This is a genomic window from Hydrogenimonas cancrithermarum, from assembly GCF_030296055.1.
Lineage (GTDB): Bacteria > Campylobacterota > Campylobacteria > Campylobacterales > Hydrogenimonadaceae > Hydrogenimonas > Hydrogenimonas cancrithermarum.
In genome coordinates this window covers 177,578-194,418 of record NZ_AP027370.1, presented here as the reverse complement: position 1 = coordinate 194,418, position 16,841 = coordinate 177,578, and the positions used below count along the sequence as shown (strand labels likewise).

General features: G+C 52.5%; 15 protein-coding genes. 11 read left to right on the top strand and 4 right to left on the bottom strand.

All coding sequences use genetic code 11. From position 1 onward, the window contains the following. Positions 1-2: 2 nt before the first annotated feature. The 3 genes from QUD54_RS00920 to QUD54_RS00910 are packed head-to-tail and all read right to left on the bottom strand — an operon-like array spanning position 3 to position 3,564. On the bottom strand, positions 3-1,052 hold the full coding sequence (locus QUD54_RS00920) for a D-alanine--D-alanine ligase (protein WP_286337083.1): 1,050 nt from the start codon (positions 1,050-1,052) through the stop codon (positions 3-5). An 11-nt stretch (positions 1,053-1,063) separates the two neighbouring features. After that, positions 1,064-1,627 (bottom strand): Holliday junction branch migration protein RuvA, encoded by a 564-nt coding sequence (gene ruvA, locus QUD54_RS00915; protein WP_286337082.1) that lies wholly within the window; start codon positions 1,625-1,627, stop codon positions 1,064-1,066. After that, complete coding sequence (locus QUD54_RS00910; RefSeq protein WP_286337081.1) at positions 1,624-3,564, bottom strand: flagellar assembly protein A; 1,941 nt, start codon at positions 3,562-3,564, stop codon at positions 1,624-1,626. Before QUD54_RS00910 ends, ruvA begins: the two co-directional genes overlap by 4 nt. A 120-nt stretch (positions 3,565-3,684) precedes the next feature. Between QUD54_RS00910 and murJ the strand changes: the two genes are divergently transcribed. The 4 genes from murJ to QUD54_RS00890 all read left to right on the top strand — a co-directional run bounded on the left by murJ (position 3,685) and on the right by QUD54_RS00890 (position 8,357). After that, positions 3,685-5,094 (top strand): murein biosynthesis integral membrane protein MurJ, encoded by a 1,410-nt coding sequence (murJ, locus tag QUD54_RS00905; protein WP_286337080.1) that lies wholly within the window; start codon positions 3,685-3,687, stop codon positions 5,092-5,094. Next, complete coding sequence (gene cysS, locus QUD54_RS00900; RefSeq protein WP_286337079.1) at positions 5,081-6,484, top strand: cysteine--tRNA ligase; 1,404 nt, start codon at positions 5,081-5,083, stop codon at positions 6,482-6,484. The genes murJ and cysS overlap by 14 nt, the downstream gene beginning before the upstream one ends. Before the next feature lie 5 nt (positions 6,485-6,489). Beyond that, complete coding sequence (locus QUD54_RS00895; RefSeq protein WP_286337078.1) at positions 6,490-7,740, top strand: L,D-transpeptidase family protein; 1,251 nt, start codon at positions 6,490-6,492, stop codon at positions 7,738-7,740. 68 nt (positions 7,741-7,808) lie between these two features. Then, positions 7,809-8,357, top strand: a complete 549-nt coding sequence (locus QUD54_RS00890; protein ID WP_286337077.1) for a YcbK family protein — start codon at positions 7,809-7,811, stop codon at positions 8,355-8,357. 6 nt (positions 8,358-8,363) lie between these two features. Here the strand turns inward: QUD54_RS00890 and QUD54_RS00885 are convergent, their stop codons facing one another. Beyond that, the gene (locus QUD54_RS00885) at positions 8,364-10,313 is read right to left on the bottom strand and encodes a glycyl radical enzyme family protein (RefSeq protein ID WP_286337076.1); all 1,950 of its coding nucleotides are present in this window, start codon (positions 10,311-10,313) and stop codon (positions 8,364-8,366) included. Positions 10,314-10,495: 182 nt separating this feature from the next. Between QUD54_RS00885 and QUD54_RS00880 the strand changes: the two genes are divergently transcribed. The 7 genes from QUD54_RS00880 to QUD54_RS00850 are packed head-to-tail and all read left to right on the top strand — an operon-like array spanning position 10,496 to position 16,839. Next, positions 10,496-11,575 carry a quinone-dependent dihydroorotate dehydrogenase gene (locus QUD54_RS00880; RefSeq protein ID WP_286337075.1) on the top strand — a complete coding sequence of 360 codons (1,080 nt, stop codon included), beginning with the start codon at positions 10,496-10,498 and terminating at the stop codon, positions 11,573-11,575. Between the two features lie 59 nt (positions 11,576-11,634). Then, a complete protein-coding gene (locus tag QUD54_RS00875) occupies positions 11,635-12,897 on the top strand; it encodes a M16 family metallopeptidase (RefSeq protein ID WP_286337074.1) in 1,263 nt (420 codons plus the stop codon). Next, a complete protein-coding gene (gene dapA, locus QUD54_RS00870) occupies positions 12,894-13,787 on the top strand; it encodes a 4-hydroxy-tetrahydrodipicolinate synthase (protein WP_286337073.1) in 894 nt (297 codons plus the stop codon). Before QUD54_RS00875 ends, dapA begins: the two co-directional genes overlap by 4 nt. Before the next feature lie 5 nt (positions 13,788-13,792). After that, positions 13,793-14,578 carry an enoyl-ACP reductase gene (locus tag QUD54_RS00865; protein ID WP_286337072.1) on the top strand — a complete coding sequence of 262 codons (786 nt, stop codon included), beginning with the start codon at positions 13,793-13,795 and terminating at the stop codon, positions 14,576-14,578. Beyond that, positions 14,575-15,114: a CDP-diacylglycerol--glycerol-3-phosphate 3-phosphatidyltransferase gene (pgsA, locus tag QUD54_RS00860; protein ID WP_286337071.1), complete on the top strand. Its 540-nt coding sequence runs from the start codon at positions 14,575-14,577 to the stop codon at positions 15,112-15,114. The genes QUD54_RS00865 and pgsA overlap by 4 nt, the downstream gene beginning before the upstream one ends. Then, on the top strand, positions 15,114-16,169 hold the full coding sequence (gene rseP, locus QUD54_RS00855; protein ID WP_286337070.1) for an RIP metalloprotease RseP: 1,056 nt from the start codon (positions 15,114-15,116) through the stop codon (positions 16,167-16,169). The genes pgsA and rseP overlap by 1 nt, the downstream gene beginning before the upstream one ends. Continuing rightward, on the top strand, positions 16,162-16,839 hold the full coding sequence (locus tag QUD54_RS00850) for a YggS family pyridoxal phosphate-dependent enzyme (protein WP_286337069.1): 678 nt from the start codon (positions 16,162-16,164) through the stop codon (positions 16,837-16,839). Before rseP ends, QUD54_RS00850 begins: the two co-directional genes overlap by 8 nt. The last annotated feature ends 2 nt before the right edge of the window (positions 16,840-16,841 follow it).

Genomic DNA, 16,841 nt, shown 5'->3' with positions numbered 1-16,841 from the left:
GATTACCCGATTTTCGGCCCTTTGGCCGATTGTACTTTGTCGATGTAGGCGTAGTCGGGCTTGATCGTTCTGCTTTTGGGCAGATGCGACACCAGCGATGAAACCACCTCCGTGAAGTCGTCGAAGAGGTAATTCGCCATCGATCCCGGGATCGGGTTGATCTCATTGAGGATGACGCGTCCATCTTGGACGAAGAAGTCGCAACGGATCACTGCGCCTTCAAAAAGCGCGCCGTAGACGATTTTGAAGGCCTCTTTCAGTCGCTCTTCCAGCTCGGCGGAGATTTTCGCTTCGCTGACGCTTTCGGTTCTCGAAAAGTCGAGATATTTCTGATCGAAGTCGAGAAACTCCTTCTTTTGCGGTGCTTCGATACGGCTGAGAATCCACTTGTCACCTGCTCTGCAACCGGCCACATTGTACTCTTCGATCCCTTCTATGAAGGGTTCGACAAGTACTTCGTCATCGAACTCGAACGCCACGTCGAGTGCGAAGTCGAGCTCGTCCGCCGATTTGACGATACTCACGCCGATCGAACTGCCGAGTCTGAGCGGTTTGACGATGACGGGATAGTCAAAATCGACTCTTCTCTCACTGTCGATACGCAGCAGTTGGAAGTCGATCGTCTCTATACCGAGCCCCTGCGCATAGAGTTTTGTGAGCCACTTGTTGAAGCTCAGAACCGATGCCTCTTTGCGCGGTCCGATGTAGGGGATGGCGTAAAAGTCGAAAAGTGCCGCAACCGTGCCGTCTTCTCCCTGCCCGCCGTGTACGAGGTTCAAGACGACGTCGAACCCTTCGAGCGCTCTGGCCTTGAAAAGGCCCTGCTTTTCAAAACCGCCGCGTACCAGCCGCAGGGTATCGTCTTTTTTGTAACTCCCCGAGCTGAAGTGGTTCGACTTCATCTTTTCCGCGGGAATGTGATAGAAAGTTCCCTCCGTATCGAGAAAAATGAATGTCAGGGGAACGTTCAAAACCTTTTTCAAAGCAATCGCACTGACGATGCTGATCTCATGTTCGTAGCTCGCTCCGCCGAAGAGTATGGCCGGTTTCATCTTTTAAAATCCTATTTGCTCAATTTTTTCAATGCCTCTTTGATGAGGCTTTCTGTATCGCCGCCGCTGCACTGCGCCAGCACTTTGGTGATATGCTCTTTTTTGAAGCCGAGGCTCTCGAGCGCCATCGCCGCTTCGTTGTGTGCCTGGCTCGCCGGGCTGCTCTCTTGTGCCAGCTCGAGCGAAAAGCCGCCCAGCTCCACAAGAATACGGCTCGCGCTTTTGGGACCGATGCCGGGAACCCGCTTGAGCATCCCCACATCCTTGGCTTCCACGATTTGGGCAAACGATCGGGGGGTGAAGGTGGAACAGATCGCCATCGCCACCTTCGGTCCCACGCCGTTGATCTTGATCAGGGTATCGAACATCCGTTTTTCGTTCAGATCCAGGAATCCGTAGAGCAGCTGTGCATCTTCGCGGATGATGTGGGTCGTATGAAGCTTTACCTCGCCGCTTTTGACGGCGGCACTGCAGTGAAGTGAAACGAAGACCTCGTAAATCAGTCCGCCGGCGGTCAAAATATGCAGATGGGTGGGATCTTTTTTCTCCACTTTTCCCGTGATCCCTGCGATCATGCATCCGCCTCCTTGACGGCGATTTCGTAACCATCCTCTTCACCGGCCTTTCTCAGATAGATCTGCTGGTTTTTGGCACCCGGTACCGGCGTGTACTCGAGCGTGATCTGAGGATAGAGCAGGTGGAACTCTACGCTGGTGTAATCTTTCCATTCCCCATGATTCACGATTTTCGCGTTGACGACCATTTCCTGGAAAGTCAAAAGCTTTTGTTTTATGTTGTGCAGCTGCCCTTTTCTCTCGTCTCTCTTTTTGCGAACCGCTTCGATCGCCTCTATGAGTTTTTGGAACTGCTTGATCTTTGCGATGAACGCGGGTTTCGGTTTGATGCCTTTTTTCGTCTCCTGGAGGATTTTCTGTTTCAAGGTGGCGATGGTAGGCTCGCTTTTCTGTTTCAGTTCGACTTTTCGGGCCAGATCCTCTTCGAGTTTTTCGATCTCTTTTTTCAAAACTTCCGCTTCCTCCTCGAGGGAGACTATTTCATTATGGTAGGCATCGATTTTCGAGGCATCGATAACGAGTTTGTTGTTCTCTCCAACCATCTTGTCGATGACGATTTCACTGACTGCGAAGATCTTCGCATTGGATGCGAGAAGCCCGACATCGACCCGCATCGCCTTGATCTCTCCGCCGATCATCTGAGCGACCTCCGCTGTTTTCGCTTCCACGACACCGCCTTCGAGACGGGTTATCTTCGCGAGCTCTTGCGTCTTCAGATAACCGCGAAGCACGTTGACTTTTGCCGTTTCGGCAAAAATTTTGCTTGTCTGGTGCGTCTGTCCCCCGATGACGACCTCTTCGGCTTTTACGACGGCGGAAGAGCCGACATTGCCTTCGACTCTTACCTCCGTCGCCTCCACTTCCACACCTGTCCCGATGGCGTCTTTCATAATATCGCGCTCATTGATATGGAGTTTTACCTCGGTCTCGACGCCGGCATCGATCGAACCGGTCTTTTTGAAACTCACCTCTTCGAGTTCCATCTCCTCTTTGATGTCGTAGGTGTTGTCGTGAAATACGACATAGCCGCCCCGTTTCGCGCGATACAGAATATGTTTATCCGTCTCTTCGACTTCAATGTTTTCACTGGTTTTGAAGTCGGGTTTGTTGGTCTCGTTCGGTTCTTCGATGGGAATGTATTTGCCCTGGCAGTTGCGTCCCGGTTTGCCTTGCTGCGGTTTGATATATTCTATGATCACTTCGCCTTTTTCGACTGCCTGGATGAATCCGCGCTTCGAATAGTCCATACGGTCTTTTTCATCCGGAACTTCCAACTTCTTTTTGTAATGGAAAATCAGTTCATCGTCTACGGAAGGTTGGGAAGCATAACAGACCGCCACGTCGAACGTGATGTCTTCAGGGACGATATACTGGTCCTGCACCCGGGCTTTCGCGACGATTTCATCGAGTACGTTTCTATAATCGACGTCCCAGAGGTTGATGAGAAGATGTGACCGGAGCATCTTTTTTTGTATCAGAAGCTTTATTTTCTTCTCGAGCTCGTCTACATACCGGACGATGGAGCCCGCCTTGATGGTACAGACGACTCTGTTTCTCTCTTTGTTCGAACCCATATGGAGCAGAAGGTCGCTCATCCATGGCTCTTCTTTGTATCTCAATATTTCGATTTCATAGGTCTGTTTGACTTCGAAATTGGGATTGAGCAGGATTTCCGGTTTGTTCAGTTTCACCCAGTCATCCTCTTCCATTTCGATCCAATCTTTGTCTTTGGTATCCATTTTGATCAAGGATCGATAGTCGATGAGCCGGATATCGAGAAGGTTGGAACTTATGTTGTGCTTGACCGCGGTCTCTTGCAGAGTTTTCGCCACATCGTCGGTCGTTACGACAACCGGCGTAAATCCGGGCCTCTTCTCTTCCGCCTTTTTTCGGCTTTTTTTCTTGTCGCTTTTAAAAACTTTGTCAAAAAGTCCCATGCATCTACTTTCGTTTGGATACCCACAAGTAAGTCAGGTTTTAAAATGACTATATTTTAATCTATTTATCGTTAAAATCTCATCAAGTCTCCAATGTACCGTACCAAAGGCTCGATATTTATGCGTTTTCGCTCCATTTTCACCACCAGTGCAGGTATTTTGACCTCCCGGATTTTCGGTTTTATACGCGATCTACTCATGGCTTCGATTCTCGGAGCCAATATCTTTTCCGATATCTTTTTCGTTGCGTTCAAACTTCCCAACCTCTTTCGACGGATCTTTGCCGAAGGTGCGTTCGTCCAGAGTTTCATGCCGACATTTATCCTATCGCGCCATCGAAGCGTGTTCGCCGTCGCCATTTTGATACGGTTTTTCCTCTTTTTGCTTATCGCATCGCTGTTCGTGACGCTCTTTTCCGAAATTGTGACGCGGCTGATCGCCATCGGTTTCAGCAAAGAGGCGGTTCGTGCCGCCGCACCGCTTGTCGCCATAAATTTTTACTATCTCGACTTCATCTTTCTGGTGACGTTTCTTTCTGCATTGCTACAGTACAAAGAGCATTTCGCGACGACGGCTTTCGGCACGACGCTGCTCAATATTTCGATGATCACGGCGCTCGTACTCTTTCGCCACGACGATCCCGAAACGATCGTCTATGCACTCAGTTTCGCCGTGTTGGCCGGCGGAGCGCTTCAACTGCTGCTGCATCTGTGGATGATTCGTCGAAAAGGGCTCGACAAGCTGCTCGTGGGCGGGTTCAAATACCTGAAACGGAAGAAGGATGCCGTCAAAGAGGACATCGATCGTTTCAGCCGTGCTTTCTTTCCCTCGGTACTGGGCAATTCCACGGCTCAGATATCATCGTTTATCGATACATGGCTGGCGTCGTTTCTGGTCAGCGGATCCATCAGTTATCTCTTCTATGCCAACCGTCTTTTTCAGCTGCCGCTGGCACTCTTCGCCACCGCCGCTTCCACGGCCCTCTTTCCGACTATCAGCAAACTGCTCAAGCAGGAGAGGTTCGACGATGCCAAAGCGCAGACCAGACGGGTGTTCTGGCTGCTCGTCGCGATGCTGGGAGGTGCTTCCGCCATCGCCCTGATCCTGTCCGAAGAGATGGTGGAGCTTCTCTTCGAACGTGGTGCATTTAACGCCGAGGATACAAAAGATACGGCGATGGTGCTTCGGATGTATATCGCCGGATTGCTGCCGTTCGGTATCGCCAAGCTCTTTTCCCTGTGGCTCTATGCGACCCATCGCCAGGGCGATGCCGCCAAAATCGCAGCCAAGTCACTGGGGGTCAATATCCTCTTTTCGCTTCTGCTTATCTCTCCGATGGCCGCACCCGGACTCGCATTGGCGAGCAGTATCAGTGGATGGGTGCTTCTGGCTCTGACGCTCAAAGCGGTCGGACACGGCATCTTTTTGGATATAATGCGATCAAAATATGCCCCTTATGCGCTTCTTTTTATCGGAGCTGCAACACTTCTTTCATGGGGTTTGAAGGTAGCGATACATGATTATCTATGATTCGGTAAAAAAGCGGAAAGTCTCTTTCGAACCGCTTCACGACAAACAGGTGCGCATCTATGTCTGCGGCCCGACAGTCTACGACGACGCCCATCTCGGTCACGCACGCAGTGCCATCGCGTTCGACCTGCTCCGCCGGACGTTGACGGCACTCGGTTACCGTGTTACCTTTGCCAGAAACTTTACCGATATCGACGACAAGATCATCAAAAAGTCGATCGAAACGGGTGAACCGATCGAATCGATCACGAAGCGCTATACCGAACACTACCTTCGCGACATGCATGCGCTCGGCGTCCTCGATGCCGACATCTCTCCGCGTGCCACGACCTCACTGGACGCCATCGTCGAAATGATTTCGAAACTTATCGAGAATGAATGTGCCTACCGAAGCGAAGATGGAACCATCTGGTTCGATACCTCCAAAGACACCGAGTACTGCTCCCTTTCGCATCGTTGCGGCGACGAGGATGAGGCACAAGCACGCATCGAGCATGAGGAGGGCAAACGTCATCCGAGAGATTTCGCGCTCTGGAAAGCGTGCAAGGAAAACGATGTCTGCTACGACTCGCCCTTCGGACGCGGACGTCCAGGATGGCATATCGAATGTTCGGCGATGATCGATCGCTATCTGGCGTATAAAGACGAAGAGTACGCCATCGACATCCATGGTGGCGGGGCCGATCTTTTCTTTCCGCATCACGAGAACGAAGCGGCACAGACCAGATGCGCGACACACCAGAAGCTGGCCAAGTACTGGATGCACAACGGATTCGTGACGATCGCCGGAGAAAAGATGAGCAAGAGCCTTGGCAACAGTTTCTTCGTCAAAGACGCCCTTGCAGTCTACGATGGCGAGATTCTTCGCTTCTATCTTCTGAGCACCCACTACCGGGCCAATTTCAACTTCAACGAAGAGGATCTGCTCGCCTCGAAAAAACGTCTCGACAAGATCTACCGCCTCAAAAAGCGGCTCTATGGCGTCAAAACCGGTACGCCCGACAAAGCGTTCCAAAAAGAGGTTCTCGATGCACTCGGTGATGATCTGAATATCTCAAAAGCACTCGCTGTCGTCGATGAAATGGTTGCCAATGCAAACGAACAGCTCGATGCCGATCCAAAAAACAGAGGCATCAAACAGTGTATCGCCGCCAATATCGCATGGCTCCATAAACTTCTCGGCATCGGTGGGAAAGATGCCTACGCCTGGTTTCAGCTCGGTATGAGCGAAAAGGAGATTATGCATATCAACAGGCTTATCGAAGCGCGTAAAGCGGCGAAAAAGGAGAAAGATTTCGCCACGGCCGATGCCATTCGCGAAGAGTTGGCACAGATGGGGATCGAGCTGATGGATACGCCGCAGGGGACTGTCTGGGAGAAGAGAGAGTAGCCGGCATGTCCCTTTGCCGAACGCTTGCCTCTTTGCTTCTTTTAGGTGGCATCTGCCTGTTTGCCGGGAGCGGATCGAAATGGATCGGCGAAGGTTACGAAAAACTCGACCCATATGCCGTCTACCCTGGACAGATCGGCATCGACAAACGTGAAGCCAATCTCTCTTCGAATGGAGAGAACATTCTGCTTCAGCGTCTTGAAAATGCCCTTTCGAAGTATGAAAATATCGCATTCGATGGTGGCTGGCCCGTCATTCCCGACAATTTTCCGATCCTGAAAACGGGCGACCTGCACGATGCGGTCCCTGCCATAAGATCGCGCCTCTGTGTCACCGGCGACTATAACTGTTCGCTTGATGCGAACCGAACCTTCGACAGGGAACTTGCCGATGCAGTGCGCCGTTTTCAGCTCCGCCACGCTCTCAAAGCCGACGGGATCGTCGGGCCCGATACCCTCGAAGCCATGAATGTCCCGGTACAAAAAAGAGTCGAAACGATCAAAATCAATATCGTTCGGCTTCGCTGGCTGACGACTGGCAGCCATGACTTCATCGCTGCGAACATTCCAACCTTTACACTGGCGCTCTATCGTGATAACAGGTGTGTGCTTTCGATGAAAACGGTGGTCGGACGGAAAGAGAGGGCCACCCCGATGATTTCGGATACGCTGACCTATGCGGTGCTCAACCCATACTGGCGAGCACCGAAAACCATTGTCGCGGAAGATATTCTTCCCAAGCTGAAAGCGGGCCGGTTCGACTATTTGGAGAGTATCGGTATCGTCGTGACCCAGCGTGCCGACGGCAACGACTCGATCGATATGAGAAGTATCGACTGGCATCGTTACGATAACGCGGATATCCCCTATATCTTTTTGCAGAAACCGGGAGAGAAAAACTATCTGGGATTCGTCAAGTTCATGTTCCCCAACGAATTCGACGTCTATATCCACGATACGCCGGACGACTATCTTTTCCGATACGACAACCGGGCGAAAAGCTCGGGATGCATTCGCGTAGAAAAACCGATAGAGCTCTTTCACGCACTTTACGAGAATGGTACGGGCGTATGGCGTTACAAGAGGATCGTCGAAGAACTTCTGAAAAAAGAGGAGAAACTCGTCGGATTGCCACGACCGTTGCCGATATATATCCTCTACATGACGGCTTTCGTGGATGAAGCGGGCGAGATTCACTTCGTAAAAGATATCTACGGGTATGACCGTCGAATGGTCGAATATATGAACGGAGATTAAGCGAAGTGGCGAAATGGAACTTTTTTGGGTAAAATAGTTTTAAATAACGACACTTTGAGAGCGAAACGATGAAGAAAACGACACGCAGGGATTTTCTGAAAAAAAGTGCAGGTGCACTGGCACTCTGTGCTTTTCCAAATATCATTTTGGCTAACGGTGCAACCAAAAAACTCGAGAAAAAGGTGACGCTCTACAACATTCACACGGGAGAGCTGGCAAAGGCGACCTACTGGGCGGATGGGCGATACATCGCCGAAGAGATCGAATCGCTCAACCGGCTGCTGCGTGATTTCCGCACCGGAGAGACGCATGCCATGGACCTTGCCCTCTTCGATCTTCTTTATGATCTCAGCTGCCGGTTCGACCATTGCCGAAAACCTTTTCATGTCATCTCGGGATACCGCTCCGCGAAAACCAACGAAACACTTCGAAGACGTACGAACGGCGTCGCCAAACGGAGTCTTCACATGCAGGGAAAGGCGATCGATATCAATCTTCCGGGTGCGCATCTGAACGACCTGAGGCTTGCCGCCCGCCATCTGAAACGCGGGGGCGTCGGATACTACCCGAAATCGGGCTTCATCCATGTCGATACTGGCCGCGTGCGCTACTGGTAATTTCTCCTATACGTTACATGCCAGAATGGAACAGTACCCCTCTCCCGCTCCGTCGCTTCCCTCGAAAGCGCTCCAATCGATCTTCGGCATCTCTTTCACTCTCTTTTCATATTCGTCTTGCGAAATCGGTTCGATCGGCATCTGCATATAGGGCTCTTTCTCTTTTCGCGGAAGCATCGACGCCGATTTGATCACCGGGGCGAACATCGCCAACATATGTTCGATCTGTTCTCCCTCGATCTCTTCATCGAAACTGATCGTGCAGGAGACCATGTTGTCGGACCATTCACGCTGCAGCATGGCGAGCAGGGAAAACTGCTCCCACGCCGAAACGTCTTCGACGGACCGGCTGTTGTCGTAACGGATCGGAAATTCAAAGACGGTTGTGTTTCGGCTGTAGAGATCGGGCATATTCGGTACGCCCGCCTCTTTTAGAAACTGCGTGATTTTGGAACGGTTTCCGATGCGGAGCCTGCGGATCGCGTAGCGGCTGACGGGATAGTGCATTCCGGGGCTCACCCCCGCGAGCAGGCTGATGGTACCCGACGGTTTGATCGCCGTCACTTTCAAAGAGACGGGGATCCCCGACGCTTTGGCGAGTCTTTCGTTGGTTCGTCTAACGGCTTTGTAGGTGTCGCGCAGGATACGCGTCATGCGGGTCACGCCGATCTTCTCGATCCAGTCGGTGATGCCGGAGATGCTCACCCCTGTCCGGCGGTTGCGTGCGATAACGGCATTGGTTTCGCTTCGATGCGTCGGCAGCAACGAGACGGTGACGGCGTAGAACGTTGCGAACTCCACAGCTGCCTTGAAATCCTCTTCGTTCCGGCATCGCGTAGGAAAGATTTCGGCCAGGTTGCAGAGCTCGAAACTCTCGAGGGCGATCTCGCCACAGGGGTTGGTCAGCCATGCGCGGTCGGGGATCTCTTTTCCGAAGCGGCCGTATTTTTGGACATTGACCAGATTCAAAATGCCGGGTTCGCCGTTATGGCGGATCAGTTCCGCGATTTCAGGAAGCTTTTCGAAATCTTCGTGTGTCTCGAGCAGGACCGAGTTGTTGGACATCCATCCGATCTCCTTTCTGTCGGGAAAACGTTCGTAATCTTTGAGATGAAGGAAGGTTTCGTCATGAGGCGATCCCAACGCGATTTCGGCGGACCTTCGTACGTTTCCTGCGACGACACATACACCGATGGCGTTGAAAACGTCGGCAACGCAGCGCGTCTTGTCGATCTCGTGCCTGCAGTATCGATCCATGATGGTTTCAAGGCGCCGATGCAGCGCTTTCAAAGGCTCCGGGCCCGATGCCGTGCCGCCGAAACCGTGAATCGGCGATCCGGCAGGCCGGATGTGGGAGTAGTCGAAGCGGTAGAAGGGGCCGCTGCGGCAGTAACTCTCCAGTATCAGCCGGACCGATTTGACCCATCCCTCTTTACTGTCTTCGATGACGTAGCATTTCGGAACGCTTTTGTCGGGTATCGAAGCGTCGCCGCTCCATGCCGTGTTGAAGCCGACTCCTACCCCGCTCATCAGCATATCCATCGCCCAGTCGGCGGAATCGACGAGGTCGCTCGTGTCGACCGCACCGCAGTTGTAGAGTGCCGCACTGCCACGCTCGTAGATATAGTCGGTCCCCATGATCCAAAGGCCGCGTCCCGGCGGAAGCCAGTGCATCGAAAAACAGCTCTCCGCCATCCGTTCCGCGAAAGGCTTCCATCTCCCGTCGTCCCAGGCGAGGCCTTGCTCTTTGTAGTGGTTTTTTCGGATCGAAAGGATCCCTTCGACGACACGGATCACGGTATCGGCCCACCGCTCCTGCGATCCGTCCGCTTTTTTCCGGCTGTAGGTACGGTAGTAGATCACTTCGCCAAAACCGTTGAAGCCAAAATGCGGTCTGCTGCTATAGAGCTTTTTTTTGAATGTTTCATCCAGAGTGAACCGTTCTGTGACTCTCATCCGAAATCCTTATACTTCTTTCGACTCATTGTATCAAAAATCGCGCCACTGCTGATATGGCATATGGGCAATCTATGGTTTTCAGAGGTGCCCATCTATCAATAATTTGTTTTCGTTAGGAGGCTTCTCCTTCGGCTTAAAGCTCCGTTTGGCACTTTTTTAGTATAATCAACACCAATTTTATGATAGAACGGACGATTACGACCATGGATTATGAAAAAATTAAACCTCTTTTTTTCCGTCTCGATCCGGAAGACGCCCATCATCTCGTGACCGGAGCGCTTCAGATCGGCGAGGCTGTTCCTCAGCTTTTCAACCCGTGGGTGAAGAGAAATTTCGTCGACGATGCGCGGCTCCATCAGGAACTTTTCGGGCGGACATTCCTCAATCCCGTCGGCCTCGCCGCCGGTTTCGACAAAGATGCGGAACTGATCCGGTCGATGACGGCGATGGGTTTCGGTTTTACGGAGGTCGGCACCGTCACGCCCAAGCCGCAGCCCGGCAACCCGAAACCGCGTCTGTGGCGCCATATCCAGGAAGAGGCGCTGCAAAACGCGATGGGCTTCAACAACAAGGGAAGCTACCATATGCAGATAAAGCTCGAAAAGCGTTACCCCTACGTCACGCCGATCGGTGTCAATATCGGAAAAAACAAAGTGACACCCGAAAAGGATGCGCTGAAAGATTACGAGCACGGCATCAAAGCGTTCAGGGAGTTATGCGACTATCTGGTCATCAACATCTCCTCCCCCAATACGCCCGGCCTTCGCGACCTTCAGAACGAAGCCTTTATCGACGCATTGTTCGATATGGGCAAATCGCTGACCGACAAGCCGATCCTGCTCAAGATCGCTCCCGATATGGCCAAAGAAGAGGCTGTCGCACTCTGTGCCAGAGCGGTCGAAGCGGGTGCGGACGGTATCATCGCCACCAACACCAGTATCGACTATTCGCTGGTCAAAGAGCCCAAAGAGGTGGGCGGCATCAGCGGACGCGTCATTCGCGAAAAGAGTTTCGAGATCTTCGACGCCGTCGCGGACGAACTTTTCGGAAAAACGGTTCTGATCAGCGTCGGCGGCATCGACAGCGGCTATGAAGCCTATCGCCGCATCCGGGCTGGCGCCAGTCTCGTCCAGGTTCTCACAGGCCTCATTTTCAAAGGCCCCGAGCTGGCAGGAAACATCAACCGTACGCTGCTCAAACTTCTGGAAAAAGACGGCTTCGCCAGCATTAAAGACGCGATCGGAGCCGACAGAAAATGAAGATAATGAAACGTCTCGCTTTTCACTTTCTACTTCTCACATTAACAACAGGAGCCCTGATGGCAAGCAGTCTGCCCAACTATTACACCAAAACTTTGAAAAATGGCCTTGAAGTGGTCGTCATTCCGCTGAAAAACGAAAGCGGTGTCATTACGACCGACATTTTCTACAGAGTCGGAAGCCGCAACGAGACGATGGGCAAGAGCGGTATCGCCCATATGCTCGAGCACATGAATTTCAAGTCGACCGAAAATATGAAAGCGGGCGAGTTCGACAAGATCGTCAAGCGTTTCGGCGGCATCGACAACGCTTCGACGGGGTTCGACTACACCCACTACTTCATCAAAAGCTCGAGTAAAAATCTGGACAAATCGCTTTCTCTATTCGCCGATATGATGGCGAACCTGAGCCTCAAAGACGAAGAGTTCCAGCCCGAACGCAAAGTGGTCGCCGAAGAGCGCCGTTGGCGTACCGACAACAATCCTGTCGGTTACCTCTATTTCCGGCTTTTCAACAACGCCTACATCTACCATCCCTACCACTGGACGCCAATCGGGTTCATGAACGATATCCTCAACTGGTCGATCGAGGATATCCGCGAGTTTCACAAGACCTTCTACCAGCCGCAGAATTCCATCATTGTCGTTGCCGGTGACGTGGAGCCCGAAGCGGTTTTCGAAGCCGCCAAAAAACGATTCGGAAACATCGAAAACTGCTGCGATATTCCGAAAGTGCATCAGGTCGAGCCGGACCCCGACGGGCCAAAACGTGTTGTCCTCTACAAAGAGAGTGAAGTCGAAATCGTCGCGATCGCTTTTCCGATCCCCAACTTTCAGCATGAGGATCAGCCGGCACTCTCCGCACTCAGCGAACTGCTCAGCCACGGAAAGAGCAGCCGCCTGATCGAAGAGCTCGTCGACAAAAAGAAGATGGTCAACCAACTCTACGCCTACAACATGGAGCTCAAAGACCCGGGCATCTTCCTTTTCCTCGCCGTCTGCAATCCCGGTGTCAAAGCCGAAGATGTCGAAAAGGAGATCTGGAAGCAGATCGAACGCATCAAGAAAGAGGGTGTCAGCGAGGAGGAACTGAAAAAAGTGAAAGTCAACACGCGGGCGGACTTCATTTTCAGTATGGAAAACTCCAGCAACGTCGCCGACCTGTTTGGAAGCTATCTCGCACGCGGCGATATCGAACCGTTGCTGCACTATGAAGAGAATATCGAAAAGCTCGAGCCCGCGATGATCGAAAAGGTCGCTGAACGCTACCTCGACAAGGAGAAATCTGTGACAGTCATTCTACGGAAAGGTGAGACGAAATGAGTGAAATAATTATCGGCGCGATGACGGCGCTTGTAACCCCTTTTAAAAACGGCCAGGTGGATCATGAACAGTTCGCGAAGTTGATCGAACGTCAGATCGGAAACGGCATCGATGCCGTCGTTCCCGTGGGTACGACCGGTGAGAGCGCTACACTCAGCCATGACGAGCACAAAGCGTGTATCGAAACGGCCGTCGATGTCTGCAAGGGTACCAACGTCAAAGTGGTCGCCGGTGCGGGAAGCAACAGCACGCTCGAAGCGATCGACCTGGCCAAGTTCGCGCAAAAAGCGGGTGCCGACGCGATCCTGTCGGTCTGCCCTTACTACAACAAGCCGACACAGGAAGGAATTTTTCAGCACTACAAGGCGATTGCAGAGAGTGTGGAGATTCCGGTGATGCTCTACAATGTCCCGGGAAGAACGGCGCTCGATATCGCACCCGATACCGTCTTCCGCCTCTTCGACGAAGTGGCGAACATCTACGCTATCAAAGAGGCGACCGGTTCGATGGAGCGTACGCTGCACCTCAAAGCGAAACGTCCGCTTCTCGCCGTCATCAGCGGTGACGATGCGATCAATTATCCGATCATGGCGACCGGCGGCAACGGATGCATCTCTGTCACTTCGAATTTGCTGCCCAATATGATTGCCGACTTGATCCACTCGGCACAGGAGAACGATTTCGCCTCTGCCAAAGCGATAAGCGACCATCTCTACGACATCAACAAGGTTCTTTTCGTCGAGAGCAACCCGATCCCGATCAAAGCGGCGATGTATATCGCGGGACTCATCGATACCCTCGAGTACCGTCTGCCTTTGACCCCGCCGACCGCCGAACATATGCGCCAGATCGAAATGGTCATCAAACAATATGAAATTCCAGGAGTATAGCCATTATGAGTCAATGTGAAAGTATGAAGGGAAAAACCCTCGTTATCAGCGGTGCGACACGTGGCATCGGTAAAGCGATTCTCTACCGTTTCGCCAAGGCGGGGGCGGACATCGCCTTTACCTACAATTCCAATGCCGAAGAGGCCGAAAAGATCGCACAGGATGTCAAAGAGAAGTTTGGCGTTCGTGCCATTCCCTATCAGCTCAATATCCTCGAACCGGAAACCTACAAAGATCTTTTCAAACAGATCGACGAAGATTTTTCGCGGATCGATTTCTTCATCTCCAACGCCATCATCTCCGGCCGTTCCGTCGTCGGAGGCTTCGGACCCTTTATGCGCCTGAAACCCAAAGGGCTGTGCAACATCTATACCGCAACCGTTACGGCGTTCGTCGTCGGTGCGCAGGAGGCGGCAAAACGTATGGAAAAAGTGGGTGGCGGAAGTATCATTTCTCTCAGCTCCACGGGCAACCTCGTTTACACACCCAACTATGCGGGCCATGGCAGCAACAAAGCGGCGGTCGAGACGATGGTCAAATATGCCGCGGCCGAACTCGGTGAAAAGGGTATCCGGGTCAACGCCGTCAGTGGCGGCCCGATCGATACCGACGCACTGAAAAAATTCCCCAACTACGAAGAGGTGAAGGCCGAAGTCGTCGCACGTTCTCCACTGAATCGCATGGGAGAAGCGGAAGATCTCGCCGGTATGTGCTGGTTTCTGTGTACCGACGAATGTTCGTGGCTGACTGGACAGACCATCGTCATCGACGGAGGCACAAGCTTTCAATGACCCTCAACCTTCCGAACATCCTCGCTTTTTCACGCCTTCTGATGGCACCGCTGCTTCTTTGGCTGCTCGCCTATCGTGACACGGCACCGCTGCAGGGAATCCATACCAGCTGGCTCGACTATTTTGCGGCACTGGTCTTCGTTCTGGCGAGTGTCACCGACTTTTTCGATGGCTATATCGCCCGCATGTGCGATCAGATTACGACACTCGGGAAGATCATCGACCCGTTGGCGGACAAGATGCTTACGCTCGCTGCCTTTCTTGGACTTGTCGTGCTGGAACGCGCCGATGTTTTCGCGATCTTTCTCATTCTCAGCCGTGAATTTTTCATCACGGGCCTGCGGGTGATGATCGTCAGTGAAGGCCGGGATGTCGCGGCATCTTGGATGGGCAAGGTCAAAACGGTTTCGCAGATGTTCGCCATCGGCTTTTTGACGATGGACTGGCCAGGCGGTACGGCGTTGCTCTGGCTCGCTGTGGCGATTACTCTCTACAGTGGGTACGAATATATCCGCGACTATGCAAGGAACAGATAATGGGTATGCTCGTTTCCCTTCTGGTCCTTTCTTTTCTGATCTTTTTTCACGAACTGGGCCACTTTCTGGCAGCTCGCTTTTTCGGGGTCCATGTGGAGCGCTTCTCCATCGGATTCGGTAAGGTGGTCTTTTCCAAAGTCGTCAACGGTACCGAATATGCGTTGAGTGCGATTCCGCTCGGCGGTTATGTCAAGATGAAAGGCCAGGATGACGCCGATCCGACAAAGATCAGCTACGATCCCGACAGCTACAACGTCAAGCCGCCGTGGCAGCGTATCCTCATTCTGCTCGGCGGCCCCTTTTTCAACTTTCTGCTCGCCTTCGTTCTCTACTATGCCATCGCCCTGCTTGGAGCCAATGCCCTGAAACCCGTGGTAGGCATGGTACAGCCCGACTCTCCCGCAGCCGAGGTCGGTTTGAAAAAAGGGGATAGAATCGTCGAGATCAACAATCATCCCATCGAAATATGGGACGACCTGAGCGAAACGATCAAGGCGTCGGATGGCCCGATCGGAATGTTGGTGGATCGAAATGGAACCATTCTCTCTTTGACGGTCGTACCGCGCGTTCTCGAGGCGAAGAATATGTTCGGTGAGAGTGTCAGACGGCGTATGGTCGGTATCGCTCCAAGCGGAGATATCGTCACCATTCATTACGACCCATTCCATGCACTGACGTATGCATGGGAGAGGACGGTCGAAGCGAGCAAGCTGATCGTCGTCAGTGTCGAAAAACTGATCGAAGGGGTGGTGCCGGCCAAAGATATGGGAGGCGTCATCGCCATCGTTCAAGTGACGGCGGAGGCGAGTCAGCATGGCCTCGTCGCACTGTTGGCACTGACGGCACTCATCTCCGTCAACCTCGGTGTTTTGAATCTTCTTCCGATTCCGGCACTCGACGGAGGACACATCATCTTTACGCTGTACGAGATGATTTTCCGAAGGCCGCTCAACGAAGAGGTCGTCTACAGACTTACGCTTGGAGGGTGGGCGCTTCTGCTGACGCTGATGGCCTTTACCATTTACAACGACATCACAAGGATTACAAATGGATAGAGCACAGATGCAAGAGAGACTCGACCGTCTTATCTGGAGAGTCGAAGAGGCGCGGATCAGGCGAAGTGAGCACCACATCGTCAAAATGGTCGCAGTGAGCAAGTACGCCGACGAGGCACAGATTCGTATGCTCTACGATCTTGGGCAGCGGGCATTCGGCGAAAACAAGGTGCAGATGCTTCAGGAGCGTGTCGATCTGCTCGAGGACCTGCCGATCGAGTGGCATTTCATAGGCCGTCTACAGAAAAACAAGATCAACCATCTGATTCGTGCCAACCCTTTCATGATGCAGTCGCTCGATTCGCTCGAACTGGCGGCCGCGATGCAGAAACGTCTGGCGGAACAGGATGTCACGATGGAGTGTTTGATGCAGATCAACAGCGCCAAAGAGGAGACAAAAGCCGGTGTGATGCCCGAAGAAGCGGAAGAGATCTACCTGATGATCAAGGAGAAGTGTCCCAACATCGACCTGCGTGGTGTGATGACGATCGGCGCGCATGTCGAGGACGAAGCGATGATCAGAAAGAGTTTCGAAACGACCTATGCGATCTTCGATAGACTCAAAGGTGAAGGAGCCGAGATCTGTTCGATGGGTATGAGCCATGACTTCGAACTCGCCATCGAGTGCGGCTCGAATATGATCCGTATCGGGTCACTTCTGTTCAAGTAGTC